Source organism: Limisalsivibrio acetivorans (genome assembly GCF_000421105.1).
Classification (GTDB): Bacteria; Chrysiogenota; Deferribacteres; order Deferribacterales; family Geovibrionaceae; genus Limisalsivibrio; species Limisalsivibrio acetivorans.
In genome coordinates, this window is the sequence record NZ_ATWF01000001.1 from 1,564,639 (window position 1) to 1,585,541 (window position 20,903).

Consider the following 20,903-nt stretch of genomic DNA (forward strand, 5'->3'; position numbering starts at 1 on the left):
TCCTTGAACCTTACAAAAATGATTAATCTTCGTCACGTTTAAACACTGCTCCCTCCGCTGCGCTGGAGACGCCTCGGTAGTACTTGAGCAGGTAGCCCTTTTTGATCTTAGGTTCAGGTTTCACATAGCGGGCCCGACGTTCCGCGATAACTTCTTCTGGAACATCTAGGCCGATTCTCCTGCCGGGGATGTCTATTGATATGGAGTCCCCGTCCTCCACGAGGGCGATAAGCCCCCCTTCGGCCGCTTCGGGGGAGATGTGGCCCACGCAGGGTCCTCTCGTTCCGCCAGAGAAGCGTCCATCGGTGATGAGAGCAACCTTGTCGAGCCCCTTGCCCATGATGGCGGCTGTGGGTGCAAGCATCTCTCTCATACCAGGCCCCCCTTTGGGACCTTCGTATCTGATAACGACAACGTCGCCGTTTGCAATCTTATCCGCACGGATGGCTTCCATCGAGTCCTCTTCGGTATTGAAAACCTTTGCCTTCCCTGTGAAAACAAGCATATCGTCATTTACAGCGGACTGCTTGATAACGCAGCCGTCGGGTGCGATGTTTCCTCTGAGTACGGCGATCCCCCCCTCCTGATGGAAGGGTTTATCAAGGGGTCTCACGATGTCTTCATCCATGATCATTGCCTTATCCGCAATCTGTTTTACGTTGAAGCCGGAGACGGTGATATTGTCTTCCAGCTTGTTAATAAGGCGTTTCTGGAATGCGGGGATACCCCCTGCATAATCTATATCTTCCATAAAGTAATCACCGCCGGGGCGGATATTTGTGATATGGGGTGTTGTTTTGCTTAGTTCATCAAAGAGCTCAAGGCCGAAGGGAACCTCCGCCTCGTAGGCGATGGCGGGGAGGTGCAGTGTTGTATTGGTGGAACCGCCGAGAGCGAGGTCCATCATAACAGCGTTGCGGAAGGCCTTTTCATTTAAGATGTCACGGGTGGATACACCCTGACGCACAAGCTCGCATACCTGAACGCCCGATTCAAAGGCTATGCGCTTCTTCTTCGCAGAGCCGGCAAGGCCCGTTCCGCATCCGGGGAGGCTCATCCCCATAGCCTCGGTGAGGCATGCCATGGTGTTTGCCGTATAAAGTCCCTGACAGGAGCCCTGACCGGGGCAGGCGTTCATCTCAAGATGCCCCATCTCCTCATCATCTATCTTGCCGGAGCGGCACTGCTCCATAGCCTCGAAGGTGTCCCTAACGAAGGAGCGTCTCTGCATCCGCCAGTTCCCGCTAGCCATGGGCCCCGCCGTAACAATGATTGCTGGCACGTCAAGACGTGCCGCCGCCATGAGCATTCCAGGGGTGATCTTGTCGCAGTTGCTAAGGAACACAACGCCGTCAAGGGCATGGGCCTCAACAACGCATTCAACCATATCCGCAATGGCATCCCTGCTGGGGAGGCTGTAATGCATGCCGACATGCCCCATGGCGATGCCGTCGCATATGCCGGGAACGGAGAAGATAAAACCGTGTCCGCCGCCGGTGTGGATTCCTTTGTCGATGAACCTTTCAAGCTCCCTCATGCCGGTGTGCCCGGGGATAAGATCCGTAAAGCTGGAGCAGATACCTATGTGGGGCCTCTCCATGCTGGATTTTGGAACGCCGGTTCCGTACATGAGCGATCTTGCTGGAGCTCTGTCCAGTCCCTTCTTCACCCTGTCGCTTCGCATTACGCACTCCTTTTTAAAAAAAGGCCCTGAAACCCTTTATGGGGAGGCCTTTCACTGCGGTTATAAGAACACCAGACACTTAAGCCTGACTAAACTTTGTTAAGTTTAGATGATAACACAGATGGTGTCAAGGGATCAACACTAAAACGGCGTTATCTGATTAAAGTTGACTGCAATGGTACGTTTTTACCATCACCCTGTCAAAGGGAATATTGCTTTTTAACCTCCTAAAAAGTATACTTGCCGGATGGAACATGACGATATTTTCTCACAGGAAAAATTTGAAGAAGATAACCTGACCTCAAGCATCCGCCCCGACGATTTCAACAGCTATATTGGGCAGGAGAAGGTTAAGGAAAACCTCAAGATATTCGTTCAGGCGGCAAGGAAGAGGGAGGAGAGTCTCGACCACTGCCTCTTTTACGGCCCGCCCGGGCTTGGTAAAACAACCCTTGCAAACATCATCGCAAACGAGATGGGGGTTAATATAAACTCCACCAGCGGCCCCGTTATAGAGAAGCAGGGGGATCTAGCCGCCATCCTCACAAACATGCAGGAGGGGGATGTGCTCTTCATAGATGAGATACACCGCCTTCATTCTAATGTGGAGGAGATTCTCTATCCCGCCATGGAGGACTTCAAGCTCGACATAATCATTGGACAGGGTCCTGCGGCAAGAACCATTAAGGTGGATCTCCAGCGATTCACCCTGGTTGGCGCAACCACACGTGCAGGACTGCTCACCTCCCCCTTGCGCGACCGTTTCGGTGTAATCATGCGCCTGGAGTTCTATACCCCCGAAAACCTTGCACAGATCATCACCAACGCAGCAGATATACTTGATCTTAATATTGAGCCGAAGGCATCCCTTGAGATAGCAAGGAGGAGCCGGGGTACACCGAGGATCGCCCACAGGATCCTGCGCCGTGTACGTGATTTCGCAGATGTGCTTAACAACGGCCTTGTGGATCTCGAGATCGCCAAGCAGGGGCTTAGCAGGTTGGAGATAGACGAAGAGGGGCTGGACGCATCGGACAGAAACCTCCTTCTGGCGGTTGTAAATAAGTACGACGGGGGACCTGTCGGGGTGGAAACATTGGCCGCAACCCTCTCCGAAGAGCGGGATACCATCGAAGACGTTATCGAGCCCTACCTTATATATAAGGGCTTCATAAAGAAGACACCCCGAGGACGAGTTGTGACAAGGCTGGCATATGAGCATCTTAAGCTGGATCCCAGACAGAACAGCCTCACCGTTGACGACTTTCTGGAGGACTAGGGCGTGGCTAAGAAGAGAAGTACATACGTCTGCCAAAGCTGCGGAGCCGTTTCCCCTAAATGGGTGGGGAAATGCCCCGAGTGCGAAACGTGGAGCAGTATGGTGGAGGAAGCACCCGAACCCGAGGCAAAGAAGGGCTCCATCGCAGGGCGCGATGTTGAGCCCCAGATACTCGGCTCCATCAAGGGTGTAGAGGTAGACCGCACACCCACAGGGATCGGCGAGCTGGATCAGGTTCTTGGCGGAGGTCTTGTGCTCGGCTCTGTGGTTCTCGTAGGAGGAGAGCCGGGAATTGGCAAGTCCACCATCATGTTACAGGTGGCTGGCATCCTCGGCAACACCGGTAAAAACACCCTTTACGTCTCCGGCGAGGAATCCCCTTCCCAGATAAAACTCAGGGCGGACAGGCTGGGTGTTCATACCGAGAACGTCTCCATACTCTCCACAAACTCCCTTGAGGATATAATCGCCGCCCTCACAAAACAGAGGTATGATTACCTCGTGACCGATTCGATCCAGACCGTGGCGTCGGAGGAGCTCACCTCTGCGCCTGGTACTGTGGGGCAGGTCAAGCATGTCACATATAGAATGGTGGAGATAGCCAAACAGAAGGGGATCACAACCTTTATCGTAGGGCAGGTAACCAAAGAGGGTTACATCGCAGGGCCGAAGGTTCTTGAGCATCTTGTGGACACGGTGCTTTATTTCGAAGGGGATTACTCCAGAGGGATCAGGATCCTCCGGTCGGTGAAAAACCGGTTCGGACCCACCAACGAAGTGGGGCTTTTTGAGATGAGCGACAAGGGGCTAATGGAGCTTAACGAAAGCGGTCTTCTTGCCGGTGCGGAAAACGCCGCCGCCGGAAAGGTCTTTGTAACACTAATGGAAGGAACCAGAGCGTTTCTCGTGGAGCTGCAGGCGCTGGTAACCCCCACGTTTTTCCAGTTTTCCCGTCGAAACGCCATGGGGTTTGACGCAAACAGGCTTAATATGCTATTAGCCGTTCTCGATAAAAAAGCGGGGCTGAACCTTGGAGCCTCGGATGTTTATATGAACGTCGCCGGCGGTATGAAGATAAGCGAAACGGCGGCGGATCTTGCCATATGTGCTGCTGTTGTGTCATCATTCCGTGATAACGCCGTCTCCACCGACACAGTATTCATCGGTGAAGTGGGGCTCACAGGGGAGATACGCAACGTTTCCAATATGAAAAGCAGACTTGCGGAGGCTTCCAAGTTCGGCATCAAAAGGGCATTCCTACCTGAAAAGGTGGATTTTGACGGAAAAATTGATATAATTCCTGTTAAAAATGTCACTGAATTTATAGATAAGTTCTAGGAGGAAATATAAATGGGTATACTCGAAGGAAAAAAGGCTCTTATATTCGGCATCGCCAACAATAAGAGCATAGCATACGGAATCGCCAAGCGGTTCAAAGAGGAAGGGGCCGAGCTCGGTTTCTCCTATGCAGGTGAGAAGATGGAAAAGCGGGTTACACCCATCTCCGAAGAACTTGGCGGGAAGTTCTGTGTATCCTGCGACGTAAACAAGGACGAGGAAATAGAGAGCACATTCAAAACCGTAAAGGAGGAATTCGGAACATTTGACATCCTCCTGCACTCCATCGCCTTCGCACCCGCAGATGCACTCAAGGGCCGCTATATCGAAACCACCAGAGACGCCTACAACACCGCCCTTGAGACCAGCGCATATTCCCTCGTGGCACTATGTCGTGCGGCGGAGCCCCTTATGAACAAGGGTGGAAGCGTCATTAACCTCACCTATTACGGGAGCGAGAAGGTTATACCCAACTACAACGTAATGGGCGTTGCGAAATCAGCACTCGAGTGTTCCACACGCTACCTCGCCTACGATATGGGAGAGAACGGAATCAGGGTGAACTCAATATCCGCTGGTCCCATAAAGACTCTTGCGGCATCCGGTATCGGCGGATTCAAGAATATACTCGACTTTATCGAAAGGAACTCCCCCCTCAGAAGCAATGTGACCATTGATGATGTTGCCGGCACAGCCGTTTATCTGGGAAGCGAGCTCTCCAACAAAACCACCGGCGAGATCATATACGTGGACGGCGGATACAATGTTATGGGAATCGGTCTCTAGGAAAAACTAAGGATATACTTTCAGGAATTATACAGAGGAGCCGCAAGGCTCCTTTTTTTCTATTATCTCAAAATGATTTGCTAAATCCTCATTGTATGTAGTAACTGTAATAATATCACGAAGGAAGATAATAACATCCTCTGTGGGTGATGCTGTGCTTGTCTCTTTTCCTGGATATTCAGTTGTTAGAACAAGCTCTTTAGTGTCAGCCTTTCTATAGCCGCTTAGTATTGGAGTTATAACGACAATCTTTTCATTGTAGTCTATCCAGTTTGTAACATCGTAATACCTGATAAAGCCAATATAAACCTTGTCGTTTGACAGTGTAACCATTGCAGGTTCAGCATATAAAATCATGTCGTTGATTCTTTCATAAAGCCTCACCTCCGGCACACGCAATTCTCCAAAATTTTTTTGATAAAACAGGTACAACAAAGGGTTAGCTATAGCAGGCAGAACTGATGCAATAAATAACTTATCATACATCTCTGTTTCAGAAGGAAACAATGAATTGCATTGCGTGTATACTGCAGGCAAAAAAAATTCAACCAGTTTAGCTAAAATAAAAATTGAGAGGAAATTAATGCCTCCAAAAAGAGCTGTCCTAAACACAAGCTCCCACCCTTGAGGCTTAAAGAAATAGGTTTCAGTCTTTTTCGAATAGTACAGCCAGAATGTCAGATACCCTGAAATGCAGAGGAAGATAATGGACGCCACAGGTCAACCCTTAGAAAGCTTTAGCTTGCCGAGGATTCTTTCTCTAACTTCATCTCTTCTCAATTTATCCTCTTCTGTATCCCTTGAGCCATATCCGCTTCCTTTAAACACTACCTTGCCCTTGGGCTCCCTCTTACGCATAACAGCAGACTCATTTATATCAATCTTCTTTTTAGCAATTGGCATATCAATTCACCTCCAGCTATAAATAGCATAGTGATGTATGTTTTATATAATAATTATCGACAGTATGCAACGCAACTGAATATTCACTGGCGTTTATTTCAGTCTCAGGCGGTACTTCTTGAGCATCTGATCGGGGATATAGCTGCTCTTTGCCATGCGAAGGGCGGTTTTGCCCAGATCCTGCTCGAAGTTGAGGTAGGTGTATCGCTCGGGGAGTATCTTTGCAAAGTTGTTAAACAGGAACTGATAAACACCCTTGAAGTCCACAAGACCCTTGGCGAAATGGATAACAAAAGTGTGCCGGTTCAGCTCCTCGCCTAGAACAAAGCCGGCCGGCTCCTCATCTGCATAATAAACGAGACCGCACAAGTTCAGTTCCTTATTAAGCTTGAGCGCTTCGCAGCAGGCGTGATAGTCCGTATCTTCCTTTGCCTGACCGCTCCCCTCCTGCCAATCCTCAAGGATCTGCTTGGCGGTTTGCACATGATCCCCCACCATGGGAAAGGCCATGTGCTCATAGTTCTGCCTGAACTGCTTCAGAAGGTTGCGCTTCTTGTGGAGCTTGCGACCTTTGTAAGTGCACATCTTCTCCACGGTGTATATGTAGTCGGAATCACCCTCATCGTTGGTCTGCTCCGCCTCGTCCATATCAAATGATACTGACCATTCCTGCGGTATTGGGAAGAAGAAGTCAACGTCCTTCTGCATCTCAAGGAGGGTCTCACGATCGTATTCCCTTATATCCTTCGTGGGTAGGTAGAAGGTGCTTCCATCATAGGTCGCTCCTCGAACAAAGACGTCTCCCTCGTTTTCTGCCACCTCATACTTATGTATGTGGCGGAAAAGATACAGGTTTGCAAAACTGAACTCCGAAAGTGGGACAGTTATCGCTTTAAGTTTATCGTAGAGAAGTTGTTTATGCTTTAAATCAATCTTTTCCCAATCCATAGCACGTGAAAAATACATCAATGCTCCTATTTATTCAATCAAAACATTTTTCCTCTTATTTAATCATAACCGAAAGAAGCTTAAATGTAAGTAAAGATAAGTTCCAGTATTAAATTCCCTGTAATCTGGTGTGATTTACAAAATTTGCCTTTTCAAAACGGGGCAGTTTTAGTATCTTATTAATGTCAATAAGCTAAGGAGATACGATGCTCTTTGATTTAGCGCTCGCAGCCTCAATACTCGCTTTTTTGCACATTACGCTATACTTTTATCTTGGTTATGAGAACCTTAAGCATATAACGAACCTCTTTGCCGTGCTTGCTTTTCTGTTCAATACCGCTTCGCTCATATACCGCTGGCATGATATAGGGCATTTTCCATCAAGCTATATGTCCGATCTGTTTATGCTCCTGTGCCTGTCTCTTTCCCTCACATACATAATACTTTACATGATATTCAAAAGACCGCTCCTCGCCCTTTTCATCTTCCCGGTGATTATGGCCCTTGGTCTTTTCGCAAAGATGATGCCCACCACAGGCCCGAGCGATGTGATAATCGAGAGCGTTTGGCTGTATATACACCTACCCTTCACAATACTGGGCACAGCGCTTTTTCTTTTCGCAACGATCTCAAGCATCATGTACTTCGTACAGGAAAAACAGCTTAAAAAGAAAAACTTCGGGTTTATATTCAGGCGTTTTCCACCCTTGGATGTTATAAACAGTCTCACAACATCCACGCTGATGACCGGTTTTTACTTCTTCAGTATTGGAGTGTTCTCAGGAATTATATGGATGGGATACGAGCATGGGCGGATGGGAATATTCAGCCCGAAGATGATATTTGCAATAGTTACATGGTTTATTTTTGGAACTATAACATACTTCAAACAATTTAGAGGCATGACACCGAGAAGCACCGCATATTCCACTGTGGCTGGCTTTGTATCCGTTGTGGTCACCTACATCGGTGTTGCTATCTTTCTGATGGGCTGACAAATATATGCAGTTAGCAGTAGTTGGATTAAACCACAATACGGCACCTGTTGAGGTGCGGGAGACACTCGCCGTTGCGGACGAGATGCTTGCAGAGCTCTATAAGGGCATCCTGACAAACGACCGCATATACGAAGCGATGGTTATCTCTACGTGCAACCGTGTGGAATACTACATCGTCACCGATGACTTCCTCTGCAACGTAGAGAGTGTACTCAGGATCGTTTCCGAAGTCTGTGGAATCTCCAGGGAAGAGCTCCAGAAATATACGTATATCCATTGCGGCTCCGATTCTGTTAAGCATATATTCCGTGTGGCTTCCGGTCTCGATTCCCTCGTGCTGGGCGAACCCCAGATTTTCGGTCAGGTGAAGGACGCCTTTGAGAACGCCCGCAAACTCAATGCATCCAAGACCTTTCTGCGGAAGCTTGAGGAATACGTCATAAAAACCACCAAGCGCATCCGAACCCATACGGGCATAGGCGACAATCCCGTCTCAGTAAGCTCCGCCGCCGTTGAACTTGCAGAAAAGATCTTCGGCAAGCTGGAGAAAAAGGCCGCCCTTATCATCGGCGCAGGTGAGATGTGCGAGATAGCGTGTAAGCACCTAATATCCTCCGGTATCGGCGAGTTAAAAGTTACAAACCGAACCTTCGCAAAGGCTCAGGCGCTGGCAGAAAGTACAGGCGGAAAGGCTGTTCCCATGGAGCATTATAAGGATGAGCTTGCCAATGTGGATATCGTACTCAGCTCCACGGGTGCTCCGTGCTATATGGTTGAAAGCACTGATATAAAGAAGGTAATGGCTAAGCGTAAGTATAAGCCGATGTTTCTGATCGACATTGCCGTACCCAGGGATATTGACCCCGCCATAACAGATATCGAAAACGCATATGTATATGATATAGACGACCTCAAGGCTGTTGTGGAATCTAACAAGAAACTGCGGCAGAAAGAGGCGCAGAAGGCGATGGAATACGTTGAGTCCGGTTTGGAGAGCTTCTATCACTGGGTTGAATCTATGAAGATCGTGCCTGTGATAAAATCCCTTCGTGAGTATTTTGATGACAAAAAGTACCTTGAGCTGAACAGGTTCTGTGATAAATTCAAGGTGACGGACAAAGAGGAGAGGCGTAGGCTTGAGTATCTTCTCTCGGCATACATGAACAAGGCGCTGCACACGCCTTTGAACAATCTGAAAGACAAGGGACCCAATAAGGGGAAATACACCCTGGATGAGGCTCTGGAAATAATATTCGATCTAAAGGATAGTTGAAATGGATAAGGTTAGAATCGCCACAAGGGGGAGCATGCTCGCCCTTTGGCAGGCGGAACACATTAAGGCGCTTCTGGAGAAGGAGCATAACGTTGAATGCGAACTTAAGGTAATCAAGACCATGGGGGATAAGATTCTTGATGTCCCCCTCGCCAAAATCGGCGGAAAGGGTCTTTTTGTCAAAGAGATAGAGAACGCACTCATAGAAGATGAGGCGGACTTGGCTGTGCACAGCATGAAGGATGTACCCATGGAGCTCCCCGAAGGGCTTACACTCTACGCAAGCCCCAAGGGTGAATGCCCCGAAGACGCCTTCGTTTCCAATAAATTCAAGACACTGGACGATCTCCCCGAGGGCTCCGTTGTGGGCACCAGCAGCCTGCGCCGCAAGGTCCAGCTAATGAAGGTGCGTCCCGATCTGGAGATTAATGATCTCAGAGGAAACGTTAACACACGCCTGCGTAAGCTGGACGAAGGGCAGTACGATGCTATAATCCTCGCAAGGGCTGGCCTTGTCCGCCTTGAGATGGACGACAGGATCGCCTCTGTTATCCAGCCGGAGCAGATGCTACCCGCTGTGTGTCAGGGTATCCTCGGTATAGAGATACGTGAGGATGATGAGCGGATGAAGGGGTATCTCAACTTCCTGCGCCATGAGGAAACCATGTACCGTGTTGCATGCGAAAGGTCCTACCTCCGAACCCTTGAGGGGGGATGTCAGGCGCCCATTGCTGGTCATTCCATCATAGAAAACGGACAGATATCCATGAAGGGGATCGTCGCTGATCTTAAGGGTGAGATGTTCGTTGAGGCTGAAAACAGCGGAAGTGTGGATGACGCAGAGAGCATAGGCAAGGCCCTTGCAGATACAATACTCGCTGCAGGCGGAAAATCCATACTCGATGAGATATACGGAGAGGAAGAATCAAACCGATGAATGTTCTCGTCACCAGGCAGGAGAAACAGTCCGGCGAAATGATGGAGATGCTCAAAGGCATAGGATGTGAGCCGTTCCTCCTCCCCCTGATCGAAACTGTGTCCGTAAAGGCTGATATACCTGATCTGGAGTTTGACGTAGTCGTGTTCACCAGCACAAATGCAGTGGACAGCTTCGTACCCTACTTCCGCTCCACAAAATACAAGTGGGTAGTTGCTGTGGGGATAAAGACCAAAGAGGTTTTGGAAAACCTCGATATTCCATGCGACGGCATGCCCTCTGAGTTCTCATCCGAAGGTCTTAAGCGCTACTTTGATGAAATAGATGTGAAGGGTAAGCGTTTTCTCCTTCCCGGGCCCCGTAAACGTATGGGCAACTTCATAGAGTATCTCGAGGAGAGAGGGGCAGAGGTGCATAATGTGGTCACCTATGAAACACTCCACAAGATATACCCCGACGGCTTCGTTGATAACTGTCTTAAAGATAATGATATAGATATTATCACACTCACATCCCCCTCCTGCGCCCAGAGTCTGCTCAAGCAGACAGAGGATCTTGGCGGGTACAGGGTAGTATGCGTTGGTAAAACCACAGGAGAATACCTGGAGAATAGAGGCGTTAAGGCATATTGGCCGGACAGATACACCGTCCGGGATATGGTTGAGCTTATCGCTGAAATGAATAAAGGAGACTGATATGCCATTCCCCATAGACAGAGGCAGAAGACTTAGAAGAAATGATACAATACGCCGCATGGTCCGAGAGACAAAACTTTCCATCGATGATTTCATCTACCCTCTCTTCGTCTGTGAAGGTGAAGGCGTTAAGAACGAAGTCCCCTCCATGCCCGGCGTGTACCAGATGAGCATCGATAATATAGTACATGAATGCCTTGTGCTAACGGGTCTGGGCGTTCCCGCAGTTATTCTCTTCGGCATACCGGATCATAAGGACCCCCAGGGGAGTGAGGCATACAACGACAACGGAATCATACAAAGAGCGATCAGAGCGATCAAGAAAGAGGTTCCGCAGATGTATGTGGTCACCGATGTCTGCATGTGCGAGTATACGGACCACGGCCACTGCGGGATAATACACGACAACGATGTTAATAACGATGAAACGCTGAAGTACCTGGGGCTCGAAGCGCTATCCCACGCCAAGGCGGGTGCGGATATGGTTGCACCAAGCGATATGATGGACGGCCGTGTGGCCGTTATCCGGGATACTCTCGATGTTGAGGGCTACACAGATATACCCGTAATGAGCTACGCAGTTAAATACTGCTCTGCATTCTATGGACCCTTCAGGGACGCCGCAGACAGTGCCCCCTCCTTCGGCGACAGAAGGACATACCAGATGGATCCGGCAAACCGTCAGGAAGCGATAAGAGAGGCCGCAACGGATGTTGAAGAGGGTGCGGACCTGCTTATGGTTAAACCTGCGCTTCCCTATCTAGATATTATCAGAGAGCTCAAGGATAACTTCGATAAGCCGATTGCCGCTTATAACGTAAGCGGTGAATACTCCATGCTCAAGGCAGCGGCGGAGAAAGGCTGGCTCGACCATGACAAGGTGGTTATGGAATCCCTCCTCTCCATGAAGCGTGCCGGAGCGGATCTTATACTCACATACTATGCAAAGGATGCGGCAAGGCTACTGGGATGAACAGACCGGCCGCATACCGCTGGAAAAACGGAGGTCTTGAGCCCATAGGGGCGCTGGAGGATGTGTACAGAACTGATCTGGTTGCCCTTGAGCGTCAGATAGATCTTATAACAGCCAACATTGAGTCGTTTATAGAAACAGGCTTCGCACTGGACATTCTACTCTGGGGTGAGCGGGGCGCTGGGAAATCGTCCATAATAAAGATGGTTCTCACAGAGTATGCAGAGAAAGGCCTTCGGGCTGTGGAATTCCGGCAGGAAGATATTGCGGATATCCACGACTTATACGCTGTGATACGAAAGGATCCCGAGCTCCGATTTCTCATCTACTTCGATGATATTTCATTCGACAGTGACGATATCCTATTCAGACGCTTCAAGTCGACCATAGAAGGGGGGCTTGAGACAAAGCCCGCCAACTGTATCTTCACCGCAACATCAAACATGCGCCATATGGTTCGTGAATCCGCTGCAGATACAGAAGATATATACGACAGAGATGCCGCAAACGAGCGCACATCCCTCTTCGCACGTTTCGGCTTATCCGTGGGATTCTACCCTGTTCCCAAAAAGGATTACCTCGCCATAGCAGAGCATTACCTCAACAAGCTGGATGTCAGGGACAGAATCGACTGGGAGCGTGAAGCAGAAAACTTTGCCATAAACAGGGGAGGAAGAAGTGGAAGGATAGCGAAGCAGTTTGCCGTCTGGAAGCTGATCGAGTCTCGTGCATCGAAAGATGGTTAGGGTTCTAGAAACCTGCCGAGTTGTTCGATAAAATATATGTCGGCTGGTGCTAGCCTGTACTCATGCAGTTCATTAAGTGAAACCCATGCTGTTTCGTCATGTTCTTTGGGCACAAGCCAGCCGTCTACCCATCTGCAGATGTAGGCCCTGAGGTTCACTGTCCAGCCGTCGTAATCGTGGATATTCTCGCCGACGTAGTCCTTTACTTCAATGTTAATTCCGAACTCCTCACGTATCTCACGCTTAAGGGCGGACTCGGAGGTTTCCCCCTGCTCAACCTTACCGCCGGGAAACTCCCAGAAACCAGCAAGACGCTGGGTCGGCCCCCTTCTGGCAAGAAAGATCTTTCCATCACGCAAAATAACCGCAGCCGAAACATCCACAGACATAAAGAACTCCTTCTTCAGACAATATTACTATAAGTCATCCCTCATTTCTAGACAGTTATTACTATTTTCATAAATGATAGCTTGAAGAAAACCCGACTCTTCAATAAAATAAGTAATATAAAATACTCAATGCGTCGGAGTCCAAATGCTCAATAAATTCAAAAATATGGTTGGCAAAGGCCAGATAAAAAGAAAACATCCCAGGGCGGACAGCAATTTTCGGTTGTGCGTCTCAGTATTTGAGATGGACAAAAATTCCGGTGTTAAAAAGTCCGGCAAATGTTTTATGGCTATGGTTAAAAACTTCAGTGCAGGTGGACTTTGTATAGTACATGGCAACAACCTGCTCATCGATGAAACTATAGAGATTGGAAACAAGCATTCTCTTAAGCGTATGGAATGCGTTAACTGCCCTAATATGGCATTAACTGCTGATAACTTTGCCAGCGAGGTGATTACTGGTAGGGTTGTGTGGCGTACGCATAAACTCTGCGGAATAAAGTTTACAGATATAAGGAAGAAGGATCAGGAACGTATTGAGGACATGGTAATGAAGATCCTCACCGGCGACAGTAAGGGGTGAGAAAGGGAGAATAATTTCCATGGATGGAAAATTATTCAGATAGATAAAAATGGGTTTTTGAGGGGCTGTTAAGGGGTGGTTTGTTCCCTAATATAATCTATGGAATTTACCATCCATGGAAATTCCATTGCTGTTCGGGCAGGGAAACCCTGCCCTCTCGTACTTCCGGCTACGTGAATTGAGCAAAGCCCAATTCAGCTACGCCTTCAGAGCCAACATCCGTGTTGGCTTTATTCGCTTCAACCTTTATAAATCCCAAAAATGGGTTTTTAAGGGGATTCTAAGGGGAAAGTTTTCCCTAAAAATTTCCCTTTAGTCTTTATTTTATCTATGGAATTTACCATCCATGGAAATTCCATTGCTGTTCGGGCAAGGAGACCTTGCCCTCTCGTGCTTCCGGCTTCGTCAGACCAGCAAAGCTGTTCTTCCTTTCGCCTTCAGGGCTTCCATCCTTGGAAGCCTGTTGCGTATCAACTTTATTTGCATGATTAGCATAAGCTTTCATGGGTTAAGGCGCACTACACATCAATCATTATAATTATCTTCAACGTGAGTTTTTGAGGGGCTGTTAAGGGGTGGTTTGTTCCCTAATATAATCTATATATAATCTATGGAAATTTTATCTATGGAATTTACCATCCATGGAAATTCCATTGCTGTTCGGGCAGGGAAACCCTGCCCTCTCGTACTTCCGGCTAAGTGAATTGAGCAAAGCCCAATTCAGCTACGCCTTCAGAGCCAACATCCGTGTTGGCTTTATTCGCTTCAACCTTTATAAATCCCAAAAATGGGTTTTTAAGGGGATTCTAAGGGGAAAGTTTTCCCTAAAAATTTCCCCTTAGTCTTATTTTTTACAAACTTATACTCGAAATTAGTCACTAATGTATTAGTCTTGCGCTTATGCGCCACATACCTTTTAGAAAAGTATGCAAAATAAAAGCGGCCCCTAAAGGCCGCTTATATATAGTTTGAATTGATTATTTAGCCCAGTATCTCCACACCGGGGAGCTTCCCGAATTCAAGATACTCAAGAGATGCTCCGCCACCTGTGGATATATGGTCGATTTTGTCTGCGATGCCTGCCATTTTCACTGCGGAGACGGAATCACCGCCGCCAACAACGACTGTGGCATCACTATCACCCAGAAAGTTTGCGATGGCAAAGGTTCCTGCGGCGAACTGTTCCTTCTCGAACACACCCATGGGGCCGTTCCAGAGAACAGTTTTGCACTCCCCAAGGGTCTTAGTGTAAAGCTCGACGGTCTCATGCCCGATATCGAGCCCCATCATATCATCGGGGATATCCGGATCCCCCACATCGATACCTTCAGGAGAGTTAAACTCCTTTGCAGCAACGTGGTCCACGGGGAGAAGAAGCTCAACGTTCTTCTCCTTCGCCTTGGCAAGGATTCTATCCACAGTATCCTTCTGGTCCTCTTCCACTAGCGATTTGCCCACATTTCTACCCATAAACTTGAGGAATGTATAGGCCATCGCACCGCCGATAAGGATCCTGTCCGCTCTTTCCATAAGGGATTCGATAACACCTATCTTGTCAGAAACCTTGGCTCCGCCTAGGATAGCCGCAAAGGGTTTGTCCGCACTTTTAAGAAGCTTTTCGAAATAGCTGATCTCCTTAGCAACAAGGAAACCCGCACCCTTTTCTTCCATTTTGGCCGCAAGGCCGTAAACGGAGGCGTGCTCACGATGGCATGTACCGAAAGCATCATTGACATAAACTTCTGCAAGCTGCGCCAGTTCATCAACGAATTCGGGATAGTTCTTCTCTTCCCCTTTGTGGAAGCGAAGGTTTTCGAGGAGGGCAACCTCGCCGTTATTGAGCTTTCCGGCCGCTTGCGCCTCGGGACCGATACAGTCTGCGGCGAAGGTCACGGGGAAATATTTTTCTGATATATAGTCTGCAACAGGCTTGAGCGACATCTCCGGTACACGCTCCCCCTTCGGCCTGCCGAGGTGGGAGGCTAGGATAAGCTTTGCACCCTGACTGCGGGCATATTCGATGGACTTCATCGCCTCCGCAATGCGGGTATCATCCTGTACCTTGCCGTCTTTGAGGGGGACATTGAAGTCCACCCTCATAAAAACTTTCTTACCTTCGAGCTGAAGGTCGGTTATGCTCTTAGCCATATCTGCAAAGCCCCCTTACATTACCTTGGAAGCGAGTTCTGCGATTCTGTTTGAGTAGCCCCACTCATTGTCGTACCAGCTGAATACCTTAACCATTCTCTTGCCGATAACCTTTGTAAGCTCAGCATCATAGAGGGATGAAGCGGGGTTTCCGTTGAAATCTGCGGAAACAAGGGGCTTGTCCACATACTCAAGGATGCCCTTAAGCTTGGAGTCAGCCGCTGCTTTAATAGCCTCATTAACCTCTTCTGCCGTAACATCTTTATTAAGATTTACAGTAAGGTCCACAACGGAAACGTTAGGTGTGGGTACACGAACAGCAAGACCTGTAAGCTTGCCCTGAAGCTCGGGGAGAACGAGGGAAACGGCCTGAGCAGCACCTGTAGAGGTGGGGATCATGCTTACAGCACAAGCCCTTGCCCTTCTGAGGTCGCTGTGGGGGAGGTCGAGGATGCTCTGGTCGTTGGTATATGAGTGGATAGTTGTCATAATACCGGATTCGATTCCGAAGGAGTCATTAAGCACCTTAGCAACGGGTGCGAGGCAGTTTGTTGTACAGGAAGCATTCGAGATAATGTTGTGCTTTGCCTTATCATAATCGCCGTCGTTAACGCCGATAACAACTGTAATATCAGGATCACCGGAGGGTGCAGAGATGATAACCTTCTTAGCACCGGCCTGAATATGCTTGGAGGCCTGCTCGTGCTTTCTGAAGATACCTGTTGATTCTATAACAACATCCGCACCAAGGTCTCCCCATGGGAGTTTTGCGGGGTCTCTCTCAGAAGTAATATTTATCTTCTTACCATCAACGATAAGCGCACTCCCGTCCGCTTCAACATCGAAGTCGAAGATACCGTGAACGGAGTCGTACTTAAGAAGATGAGCAAGTGTAGCGGGGTCAGTGAGATCGTTAATTCCTACAACCTCAACGTCAAGACCTCTCTCGAAGATAGCCCTGAATGCACAGCGGCCAATTCTTCCAAACCCGTTAATTCCGATTTTTACTGCCATGTGAAATTCCTCCTTAATATGTTGCAGAAAATTTTATAATAATTTAACTACTATCTTTTACAGTTTTTTCCTCAGAATCGGAACCATTCTTTTCCTCTTCTTCGGAATTTTCCTCATCATCTTTCTTTTCTAGCGCCTTCGGCGCGTTCTTTCCCGCCTCTTTCTCTCTGCGCCTCTTCTCCTGCTTCTCAAACTCCATCTTAATGCGCTCTATCTCGCTGTTTGCAAAGGCGAGGCTCCGCTGGATATCCTCCTGCTTGAGCACATTCTTATTATTAATGATATTGATCAGTCTTTCAAGCTGGTATGTGGTCTTCTTATTCAGCTCGCTAAAGCGGTTTGTGCTTTGTTCCAGATTTGTCTGGTAATTACGCAGAGCGCTGGCTGCACGGGAGAGTTTATTTCTAAGCTCGGCGTTCTCGGCTCTGGTTCTGAGGAGCTCGTTCATCTTATCCTCGGACAGCAGCTTCTCCATCGCCTTACTCATCTTCTGATACTTTTCCATGAGCGAGTCATAGTTTTCACTAAGCTCGCCATAGGCCTTTTTCAGCTCCTCCTTTTCGTTGAGGTCACCGAGTTTTGCCTTCTTGAACTTACGAACCTGATCCCTTGCGCTTTCGAGGTTGTTGATGATCTCATACTGCTCGGTCATGTCGACAAGATGCTCGCCAATCTCGTCTATGTTCCCTTCACGATCATGGATAGGGTACATATTCTGTTCAAGCCGTAGTCTCTTACCGTCTTTGGTTACTTCTATATGTTCATTGGTACTATCCAGACCTTCCTCTACAATGGAATTCATCTTACACCACGGGCAGGGCTCATCATAGCCGAAGATCACCTTGTAGCATATCCCGCCGACCATCTCGTTCAGCTTATCAACCTCGGCGAAATCACCGGAGGCCTTGTTTACGTTGCGCACCTTATAATCGAGCCCGATGGAAAATAGCGGCATGGGCATTCCATCAAGCAGTTTAAGCATCTTTGAGCGGCTGTTTCTAAGGATATCAACGGATTCCTCATTCTCTACCAGTGCCTGGGTTTTCTCCTCCAGCTCAAGCTCAAGCTCCCGAACCTTATCATCGGATTCGGCAAGGTTGGTTTCGTATTCGTCTATCTTTTTCTCGAGGATCTTACATCCTTCGGAATCACCGGCAACCTCTTTCTGCAGGGCCTTGATATCTTCGTTTTTCTCATCAAGGAGCTCTCTGAGGTCGCCCATCTCAAGCTCCATCCTGCGTAGGGCACTTTTGAGATTCTTCATCTCATCGGCATCGTCCCCACCCTTCTCAAGCTCTTCAATGGTCTCCTTCTGCTCCATGATGGTGCGTTCAAGGTTCTTAACCTTTCCCTGACTACTGGCGAGCTCAATCTCTGCATCGGTGAGTTTATCAACCATCTTACGGAGCTCCGCCTTGATATCCTCATCGGCGTTGAGATGGTCGAAGTCGGAGATATTGCGTTCCTCTAGCTCCTGTTTGGTTCGCTCAAGTCTCGACTTGGCCTCACCCAACTGGGACGAGTGCTCCTCCGCTTCTGCTCTGTATTTCCTCGCCTCAGAATCAAGCTGAACGGCTTTCTTCTCAAAGTTGTTCATCATGGAGGTAACGGTGGCCATGAATATGCCGGCTCTTCCGCCCCCCCTCGTGTCCTGAATAACAAGAACAATGTCTTCGTTATCCATTTTCATGCGGATAAAATAGAAGACAACGTAGTTGTTCCCTTTCTTGAAATAACTGATATACCTGCCGGAATCGGTAAGAGGACGCTTAATGGGTGCGGGCACTTTCATTGCACGTGCTTCCCCATTCTCTAGGTGAAACATGGATGAATCACCCGGGAAATATACAAAAACCGGAAAACCCAGCCCGCCTGTGTATTCAGCGAGCTTCAGAACGAGATCCTTCAAAGGGAACCCCCTAATAAACGGAATGCGCCGGTGAACGCATATACATCAACCGTATCAGCACCTTTCCGTTTCAATACAGCAGAGCATTCATCAACGGTTGAGCCTGTAGTGATTATATCATCCACCAGCAGAATTTTCAATTGGTTGCAGTTCTCATCAATGCCGAAGGCACCCTTTACGTTGTGTCTGCGGACATCCTTTCCGATGCTCCACTGATAAAGCGTTCTTCTCTTCCTGTACAGAGCATCTGAATACTGCACCCCTGCCCCTTCGGCGATGAGCTTTGCAGCCGATGTTGCGGGGTGTACAAACCGCCTCAGCCTCCTTGTGTAATGGGAGGGGACGGGTATTACTCTATCATAGTGCTCAAATCTTTCCATATTGCCGATAAGCCCGCCAAGGGAGTAAGCACCCCGTATGCGGTAGCCGAACTTTATCTCTTTCAGAAGCCTGCGCACCGGGGTGTGGTAGGCGTAGTCCACATGGAGCCTGTCCCACTTCTTCCCACCTGCGCATACGGCACAGGCAACAACGTTCTTCACCCTTGAAGGGGTTCCGCATCCTGAGCAGAAGTTCTCGAAACCTTCGCACCTTTCAACGCATTCACTGCAGAACAGTACCTCACCGGAAACAAGCCTCCCGCAGCCTGTGCAGAATGGGGTAAAGACCTCGGAAAGCATTACTTTTCCAGCAAGCTTTCGCCTGTCATAGCTTCAGGTTTTTCAATGCCAAGCATGTCGAGGAGCGTGGGTGCTATATCCGCCAGCTTCCCACGCTTATCCTTAATACGGCATTCGTGGTTGTACACAGCAAAGGGAACGGGATTCAGCGTATGGGCGGTATGTGGCTGATCGTTCTCAAAATCCCACATCTGTTCGCAGTTTCCATGATCCGCAGTTACCACAAGGATAGAACCCGTCCTCTCTGCTATCTCCATAACCCTGCCGAGGTTTTTATCCACAGCGGCGCAGGCTGCAACGGCGGCCTCTTCAACACCGGAGTGCCCCACCATATCGGGGTTTGCAAAGTTCATAACAGCAACATCGATACCCTTATTTATGAAAACATCCTCGAATGTGTCTGCAACGGTTTCAACGCTCATCTCGGGTTTTTTGTCGTATGTAGGCACATCCTTGGGCGACGGGATCAGCTCCCTGAGCTCTCCGTCAAAGACAAGCTCACGCCCGCCGTTAAAGAAGTAGGTGACATGGGCATACTTCTCCGTTTCCGCAATACGGAGCTGCTTAAGCCCTTTTGCGGATACTACCTCACCAAAGATCTCGTTAAGCTCAGCTGGAGGGTACGCCACAGGATAGGGGTAGTCCTTCTCGTAGCGTGTCATGGTCATGTATTTTATCTGGGGGGCCTCTACCCTCTCGAATCCGTCGAAGTCTTTCTCGTTGAGAGCTTCGGTGAGCTCCCTTGCCCTGTCCGCACGGAAGTTGAAGAAGAATCCTGAATCTCCATCACGTACATCACCCTCTGCATCGTCTATGATGGTGGGGCGGATGAACTCATCGGTTTCTCCTCTGGCATAGGCATCGCTGACAGCCTGGGCTCCGGTATCAGCCTTAAGCCCTTCACCTCGGCGAACGGCACGGTATGCCTGCTCTATCCTGTCCCAGCGCTTATCCCTGTCCATGGCGTAGTAGCGCCCTGATACTGTTGCGACCCTGCCGACACCCTGCTCCGCAAGGAAAGCCTCCAGCTCCTTCATGTATTCGATACCGCTCTTAGGGGGTGTGTCGCGACCATCCATAAAGGCATGGACAAAGATATCCTCAACTCCGATATCCTTGGCAAAGCTTATGAGCCCCTTGAGGTGCTTTATATGACTGTGGACTCCGCCATCGGACAGAAGGCCGAAGAAATGGAGCCTTCCGCCGGAGGAGGCGGTTTCCTCAAAGAATGATTTTATGTTCGCATTATTGCGTATCTCCCCCGATTCCACATCCATATTAATCTTGAGAAAGTCCTGATAAACGATGCGACCTGCACCGATATTGGTGTGCCCCACCTCGGAGTTCCCCATCTGCCCAGGAGGTAGCCCGACAGATTCTTCACTGGCATTGAGCAGGGTTTTGGGTGAGTTCGCCCAAAGGCGGTTGAAGTTCACGGGGTTTGATATATGAACGGCATTATGGCGGCTGTCCTCACGGTATCCCCAGCCATCCAGAATGAGCAGAATAAGTCTCTTCATAAACAATCATCTCCAAAAATATCGATATCTCCGCTGGGTGAACTACCACACAGCCCAATTCAAGATAATATCGTAATTGGTTTTCATCAACGAAAAAAAG

General features: G+C 48.8%; 20 protein-coding genes. 10 read left to right on the plus strand and 10 right to left on the minus strand.

What is annotated here, in order from left to right; genetic code table 11:
* Positions 1–22: 22 nt before the first annotated feature.
* Entirely contained in the window at positions 23–1,684 is a 1,662-nt protein-coding gene (ilvD, locus tag K300_RS0107410) for a dihydroxy-acid dehydratase (protein WP_022851034.1), read from the minus strand.
* A gap of 247 nt (positions 1,685–1,931) precedes the next feature.
* On the opposite strand from ilvD, the gene ruvB reads away from it, so the two are divergent.
* Genes ruvB through K300_RS0107425 form a run of 3 tightly spaced genes read left to right on the plus strand, consistent with a single transcriptional unit; the run spans position 1,932 to position 5,087 of the window.
* Complete coding sequence (gene ruvB / locus K300_RS14985) at positions 1,932–2,963, plus strand: Holliday junction branch migration DNA helicase RuvB (protein ID WP_022851035.1); 1,032 nt, start codon at positions 1,932–1,934, stop codon at positions 2,961–2,963.
* A gap of 3 nt (positions 2,964–2,966) precedes the next feature.
* Complete coding sequence (gene radA / locus K300_RS0107420; RefSeq protein WP_022851036.1) at positions 2,967–4,301, plus strand: DNA repair protein RadA; 1,335 nt, start codon at positions 2,967–2,969, stop codon at positions 4,299–4,301.
* 12 nt (positions 4,302–4,313) lie between these two features.
* Positions 4,314–5,087, plus strand: a complete 774-nt coding sequence (locus tag K300_RS0107425; RefSeq protein WP_022851037.1) for an enoyl-ACP reductase FabI — start codon at positions 4,314–4,316, stop codon at positions 5,085–5,087.
* 27 nt (positions 5,088–5,114) lie between these two features.
* On the opposite strand, the gene K300_RS16735 is transcribed toward K300_RS0107425, so the two are convergent.
* The 3 genes from K300_RS16735 to K300_RS0107440 form a co-directional block, all read right to left on the minus strand.
* The gene (locus K300_RS16735) at positions 5,115–5,804 is read right to left on the minus strand and encodes a hypothetical protein (protein WP_155827580.1); all 690 of its coding nucleotides are present in this window, start codon (positions 5,802–5,804) and stop codon (positions 5,115–5,117) included.
* Between the two features lie 3 nt (positions 5,805–5,807).
* Entirely contained in the window at positions 5,808–5,990 is a 183-nt protein-coding gene (locus K300_RS0107435) for a hypothetical protein (RefSeq protein WP_022851039.1), read from the minus strand.
* A 93-nt stretch (positions 5,991–6,083) separates the two neighbouring features.
* A complete protein-coding gene (locus K300_RS0107440; RefSeq protein WP_022851040.1) occupies positions 6,084–6,956 on the minus strand; it encodes a DUF2156 domain-containing protein in 873 nt (290 codons plus the stop codon).
* A 371-nt stretch (positions 6,957–7,327) separates the two neighbouring features.
* Here K300_RS0107440 and ccsA point away from each other — a divergent pair, with 371 nt between their 5' ends.
* The 6 genes from ccsA to K300_RS0107470 are packed head-to-tail and all read left to right on the plus strand — an operon-like array spanning position 7,328 to position 12,560.
* Positions 7,328–7,933 (plus strand): cytochrome c biogenesis protein CcsA, encoded by a 606-nt coding sequence (ccsA, locus tag K300_RS0107445; RefSeq protein WP_162139868.1) that lies wholly within the window; start codon positions 7,328–7,330, stop codon positions 7,931–7,933.
* Positions 7,934–7,940: 7 nt separating this feature from the next.
* Positions 7,941–9,209, plus strand: a complete 1,269-nt coding sequence (gene hemA / locus K300_RS0107450) for a glutamyl-tRNA reductase (protein ID WP_022851042.1) — start codon at positions 7,941–7,943, stop codon at positions 9,207–9,209.
* A 1-nt stretch (position 9,210) separates the two neighbouring features.
* Positions 9,211–10,146 carry a hydroxymethylbilane synthase gene (hemC, locus tag K300_RS0107455; RefSeq protein WP_022851043.1) on the plus strand — a complete coding sequence of 312 codons (936 nt, stop codon included), beginning with the start codon at positions 9,211–9,213 and terminating at the stop codon, positions 10,144–10,146.
* Complete coding sequence (locus K300_RS0107460) at positions 10,143–10,841, plus strand: uroporphyrinogen-III synthase (RefSeq protein WP_022851044.1); 699 nt, start codon at positions 10,143–10,145, stop codon at positions 10,839–10,841. Before hemC ends, K300_RS0107460 begins: the two co-directional genes overlap by 4 nt.
* Before the next feature lies 1 nt (position 10,842).
* On the plus strand, positions 10,843–11,814 hold the full coding sequence (gene hemB / locus K300_RS0107465) for a porphobilinogen synthase (protein WP_022851045.1): 972 nt from the start codon (positions 10,843–10,845) through the stop codon (positions 11,812–11,814).
* Complete coding sequence (locus K300_RS0107470) at positions 11,811–12,560, plus strand: DUF815 domain-containing protein (RefSeq protein WP_022851046.1); 750 nt, start codon at positions 11,811–11,813, stop codon at positions 12,558–12,560. Before hemB ends, K300_RS0107470 begins: the two co-directional genes overlap by 4 nt.
* Here the strand turns inward: K300_RS0107470 and K300_RS0107475 are convergent.
* Entirely contained in the window at positions 12,557–12,949 is a 393-nt protein-coding gene (locus tag K300_RS0107475) for a (deoxy)nucleoside triphosphate pyrophosphohydrolase (RefSeq protein ID WP_022851047.1), read from the minus strand. The two genes, K300_RS0107470 and K300_RS0107475, sit on opposite strands and share 4 nt — an antisense overlap.
* Before the next feature lie 145 nt (positions 12,950–13,094).
* Here K300_RS0107475 and K300_RS0107480 point away from each other — a divergent pair, with 145 nt between their 5' ends.
* Complete coding sequence (locus K300_RS0107480) at positions 13,095–13,532, plus strand: PilZ domain-containing protein (RefSeq protein WP_022851048.1); 438 nt, start codon at positions 13,095–13,097, stop codon at positions 13,530–13,532.
* A 981-nt stretch (positions 13,533–14,513) separates the two neighbouring features.
* Here the strand turns inward: K300_RS0107480 and K300_RS0107490 are convergent.
* The 5 genes from K300_RS0107490 to gpmI are packed head-to-tail and all read right to left on the minus strand — an operon-like array spanning position 14,514 to position 20,803.
* Positions 14,514–15,680: a phosphoglycerate kinase gene (locus K300_RS0107490; protein WP_022851049.1), complete on the minus strand. Its 1,167-nt coding sequence runs from the start codon at positions 15,678–15,680 to the stop codon at positions 14,514–14,516.
* A 15-nt stretch (positions 15,681–15,695) separates the two neighbouring features.
* A complete protein-coding gene (gene gap / locus K300_RS0107495) occupies positions 15,696–16,694 on the minus strand; it encodes a type I glyceraldehyde-3-phosphate dehydrogenase (protein WP_022851050.1) in 999 nt (332 codons plus the stop codon).
* Between the two features lie 43 nt (positions 16,695–16,737).
* Positions 16,738–18,603, minus strand: coding sequence for an AAA family ATPase (locus K300_RS0107500; protein ID WP_022851051.1), 1,866 nt, complete (start codon positions 18,601–18,603; stop codon positions 16,738–16,740).
* A complete protein-coding gene (locus K300_RS14990; RefSeq protein WP_022851052.1) occupies positions 18,600–19,283 on the minus strand; it encodes a ComF family protein in 684 nt (227 codons plus the stop codon). Before K300_RS14990 ends, K300_RS0107500 begins: the two co-directional genes overlap by 4 nt.
* Complete coding sequence (gene gpmI, locus K300_RS0107510; protein ID WP_022851053.1) at positions 19,283–20,803, minus strand: 2,3-bisphosphoglycerate-independent phosphoglycerate mutase; 1,521 nt, start codon at positions 20,801–20,803, stop codon at positions 19,283–19,285. The genes K300_RS14990 and gpmI overlap by 1 nt, the downstream gene beginning before the upstream one ends.
* Between the last annotated feature and the right edge of the window lie 100 nt (positions 20,804–20,903).

Excerpts from the sequence above, each read along its gene's own strand:
- K300_RS0107435 (WP_022851039.1), bottom strand. The coding sequence starts at position 5,990 with ATGCCAATTGCTAAAAAGAAGATTGATATAAATGAGTCTGCTGTTATG.
- gap (WP_022851050.1), bottom strand. The coding sequence starts at position 16,694 with ATGGCAGTAAAAATCGGAATTAACGGGTTTGGAAGAATTGGCCGCTGT.
- K300_RS14990 (WP_022851052.1), bottom strand. The coding sequence starts at position 19,283 with ATGCTTTCCGAGGTCTTTACCCCATTCTGCACAGGCTGCGGGAGGCTT.
- K300_RS0107460 (WP_022851044.1), top strand. The coding sequence starts at position 10,143 with ATGAATGTTCTCGTCACCAGGCAGGAGAAACAGTCCGGCGAAATGATG.
- ccsA (WP_162139868.1), top strand. The coding sequence starts at position 7,328 with ATGTCCGATCTGTTTATGCTCCTGTGCCTGTCTCTTTCCCTCACATAC.
- ruvB (WP_022851035.1), top strand. The coding sequence starts at position 1,932 with ATGGAACATGACGATATTTTCTCACAGGAAAAATTTGAAGAAGATAAC.
- hemA (WP_022851042.1), top strand. The coding sequence starts at position 7,941 with ATGCAGTTAGCAGTAGTTGGATTAAACCACAATACGGCACCTGTTGAG.
- K300_RS0107490 (WP_022851049.1), bottom strand. The coding sequence starts at position 15,680 with ATGGCTAAGAGCATAACCGACCTTCAGCTCGAAGGTAAGAAAGTTTTT.
- K300_RS0107425 (WP_022851037.1), top strand. The coding sequence starts at position 4,314 with ATGGGTATACTCGAAGGAAAAAAGGCTCTTATATTCGGCATCGCCAAC.
- K300_RS0107470 (WP_022851046.1), top strand. The coding sequence starts at position 11,811 with ATGAACAGACCGGCCGCATACCGCTGGAAAAACGGAGGTCTTGAGCCC.
- hemB (WP_022851045.1), top strand. The coding sequence starts at position 10,843 with ATGCCATTCCCCATAGACAGAGGCAGAAGACTTAGAAGAAATGATACA.
- ilvD (WP_022851034.1), bottom strand. The coding sequence starts at position 1,684 with ATGCGAAGCGACAGGGTGAAGAAGGGACTGGACAGAGCTCCAGCAAGA.
- hemC (WP_022851043.1), top strand. The coding sequence starts at position 9,211 with ATGGATAAGGTTAGAATCGCCACAAGGGGGAGCATGCTCGCCCTTTGG.
- K300_RS0107480 (WP_022851048.1), top strand. The coding sequence starts at position 13,095 with ATGCTCAATAAATTCAAAAATATGGTTGGCAAAGGCCAGATAAAAAGA.
- K300_RS0107475 (WP_022851047.1), bottom strand. The coding sequence starts at position 12,949 with ATGTCTGTGGATGTTTCGGCTGCGGTTATTTTGCGTGATGGAAAGATC.
- K300_RS0107440 (WP_022851040.1), bottom strand. The coding sequence starts at position 6,956 with ATGTATTTTTCACGTGCTATGGATTGGGAAAAGATTGATTTAAAGCAT.
- gpmI (WP_022851053.1), bottom strand. The coding sequence starts at position 20,803 with ATGAAGAGACTTATTCTGCTCATTCTGGATGGCTGGGGATACCGTGAG.